Origin of the sequence: Dubosiella newyorkensis (genome assembly GCF_001945605.1) — a bacterium.
Taxonomy (GTDB): Bacteria; Bacillota_I; Bacilli_A; order Erysipelotrichales; family Erysipelotrichaceae; genus Dubosiella; species Dubosiella newyorkensis.
The window spans coordinates 1-2,971 of sequence record NZ_MPKA01000030.1 but is presented as its reverse complement, the minus strand read 5'-3'; the positions used below and the strand labels follow the sequence as shown (position 1 = coordinate 2,971).

Annotated in this window: 3 protein-coding genes and 1 rRNA gene; all 4 read left to right on the top strand. The window is 39.1% G+C overall.

What is annotated here, in order from left to right; translation table 11 throughout:
- Window positions 1-4 precede the first annotated feature (4 nt).
- A 5S ribosomal RNA gene (rrf, locus tag BO225_RS00945) occupies window positions 5-118 on the top strand.
- 107 nt (window positions 119-225) lie between these two features.
- On the top strand, window positions 226-981 hold the full coding sequence (locus BO225_RS00940; protein WP_158023767.1) for a gamma-glutamyl-gamma-aminobutyrate hydrolase family protein: 756 nt from the start codon (window positions 226-228) through the stop codon (window positions 979-981).
- Between the two features lie 61 nt (window positions 982-1,042).
- Complete coding sequence (locus tag BO225_RS00935) at window positions 1,043-2,269, top strand: serine hydroxymethyltransferase (RefSeq protein WP_076340420.1); 1,227 nt, start codon at window positions 1,043-1,045, stop codon at window positions 2,267-2,269.
- Entirely contained in the window at window positions 2,266-2,736 is a 471-nt protein-coding gene (locus BO225_RS00930; RefSeq protein WP_076340419.1) for a 23S rRNA (pseudouridine(1915)-N(3))-methyltransferase RlmH, read from the top strand. The genes BO225_RS00935 and BO225_RS00930 overlap by 4 nt, the downstream gene beginning before the upstream one ends.
- The last annotated feature ends 235 nt before the right edge of the window (window positions 2,737-2,971 follow it).

Here is a 2,971-nt window from a genome sequence, read left to right as displayed (position 1 = left end):
AAGATCCGGTGGTGACAGAGAAGTGGAAATACCTGTTCCCGTCCCGAACACAGAAGTCAAGCACTCCATCGCCGAAGGTAGTTGGCTTAGCGCCTGCAAGAATAGGACGCTGCCGGTTCTAGAGAAGACCAGAAAGTGTATGCTTTCTGGTATTTTTTGTGTTCAGATACTATAATCATGTCATGGTTTATTTAGAAATAAAAATCAAATGAAAGGAGAATCGCATTGAAGCCAATTATTGGAATTGCTGCTCAAATTTTAAAAGATCCATCGGACCAATTTATCGGTCAACGATATGTTCGGCTAAATGAAGATTATATTGAAGCTATCAAAAAGGCTGGAGGAATCGCAATGGTGTTGACTGATCTTCCCATAAAGGATCTCGAAGTCCTTCTTTTACGTTGTGATGGTTTGATTTTAAGCGGAGGATGGGACATCGATCCTCTTTTATACAGGGAGACGGAACATTCAAAATTAGGAAGGATCAATCGCAAAAATGATGATTTTTTTATAGATGCTTTAAATCTGGCTGAGAACTTAGGAATACCCATTCTTGGAATTTGTAAAGGACACCAACTGATCAATGTCGCTCATGGGGGTAGTCTTTATCAAGATCTTGAAAGTCAAAATACAAAGGCTTTCCACCATTTTCAAAAAGGCAATCGAGCCGACTATTCCCATTTCGTCTTTATTGAATCCGATAGTTGGCTATCTCAATTCTATCCAGAACAAATTTTGGTGAATTCATTTCATCATCAAGCTATAAAAAAGTTAGCGGACGATTTTAAAATAAGTGCTCTTTCTAAAGATGGTGTGATAGAAGCGATCGAACACAAAAATAAGCCGATATTCGGGGTTCAATGGCATCCAGAAATGTTGTTGAGCGAGAATGAAGAAAATGCGCTTTTATTGATGAAGCGATTCATTCGATATTGTATAGATCGAAATGAGATAGAAGAGGAGCTCGATCGGATCGACTAAAAACTTTCCTCTTGTCTTTCTTCTGTCCATGTTATAATCGAATGAAAAGGAGAAAAAGATAATGAAAGATCTTGAAATGTTTTCAATCATAAAAAAGGAAGAAGAGAGACAAAAGCTCAATGTCGAGCTGATCGCTTCGGAAAATTTTGTATCAAAAGAAGTTCGAGAAGCGCAAGGATCTGTTCTTACAAATAAATATGCGGAAGGATATCCTAGGAAACGTTATTATGGAGGGTGCATTCATATTGATGAGGCAGAACAGCTAACGATCGATCGTGCTAAAGAGCTTTTCCATGCAGAGCATGCGAATGTTCAGCCACATTCTGGTTCGCAAGCCAACATGGCTGTATACACTACGATCTTAGAACCAGGAGATACAGTATTAGGAATGGACTTAGCGGCAGGTGGTCATTTGACGCATGGGCATCCATTAAATTTTTCGGGTAGGAATTATAACTTTATTCCTTATGGAGTCACTCGAGAAGATGAAGTGATCGATTATGATGCGTTGGAACAATTAGCACTGGAGAATCATCCAAAGCTAATTGTAGCTGGTGCGAGCGCATATCCACGAATTATTGATTTTGAACGGCTTCGCCAAATTGCGGATAAAGCGGGAAGTTACTTGATGGTCGATATGGCTCATATTGCAGGTTTAGTGGCAGCAGGACTTCATCCTTCGCCAATTCCTTATGCAGATTTTGTAACTACAACGACCCACAAAACGTTAAGAGGGCCAAGAGGTGGATTGGTTTTTTGTAAAAAAGAATTTGCTAAAAAACTAGATTCACGTATTTTTCCAGGCATGCAAGGCGGACCTCTAGAGCATGTGATCGCAGCAAAGGGGATTTGTTTATGGGAAGCAAGTCAACCAGAGTTTAAAGAATACATGCAACAAGTTCTTGATAATGTGCAAGTTTTAGTGACTATTTTTAAAGATGCTGGTTGGAAAGTCGTATCTGGAGGAAGCGATAATCACTTGATCTTGTTGGATACGATCTCTTCTGTTGGTTTAACAGGAAAAGAAGCAGAACGGTTATTAGATGAAGCGGGAATCACATGCAATAAGAATACGATTCCATTTGAAACCCAAAAACCATTTGTCACTAGCGGGATCCGTTTAGGAACGGCAGCTATGACTTCAAGAGGATTCAAAGAAAAAGAATTTGAACAGATCGGACGTTGGATCGTGGAAGTCTTGAGTAATGGTACGGACGAATATGCCCATCAAGTGAAGAAGATGGTTCAAGAACTAACCGCCCAATTTCCAGTTGAGGCCGTGCTTTGAAACTGATTTGCATAGGAAAGAATAAGGATAAGGCACTCCAAGAATTAGAGAAAGAATACGGAAAGCGTATTCGGTCCTTTGAAAAACTTGAAATCATTGAAGTCAAGGATGAAGCCAATACACATGCAGATCGTGAAAAGGAATGTGAAAGGATTAAAGATCTAGAAGGGAAACGAGTTTTAGAAAAGTTGAAACCTTCTGATTTTGTGATCTTACTTGATTTACATGGAACTATGGACGATAGTTTATCGTTTTCCAAGCGGCTGAAGAGATTAAGGGATGAAGGGAAATCGATCGTGTTCGTGATTGCGGGAAGTTTAGGGCCTTCAAAAGAATTAGCGCAGCGGGCTGATCATCGCTGGAAGCTTTCAGATCTTACTTTTACGCATTTGATGACGCGTATTCTTATTCTAGAGCAGATCTACCGAGCATTTATGATCGATGCGAATCGGAATTATCATAAGTAAAATTGGATCTTTTATAGATCCTTTTTTGTTTTTCTCTATTTGTTAATGCTTTCATTTGTGAAAAATACCACAATTGATGTAGTCATGTTTTTTTCAGAGTGGTATAATCCCATCTTTTACAGTTTTAACAGTGCGAAAGGCGCCTATCTCCTTTATTTAAAGGGTTTAGACGCCTTTTCTTTCTTTTATGAATTTCGCCACATTTTTCCCGTTGGCATTTTTGACGATTTTGTTC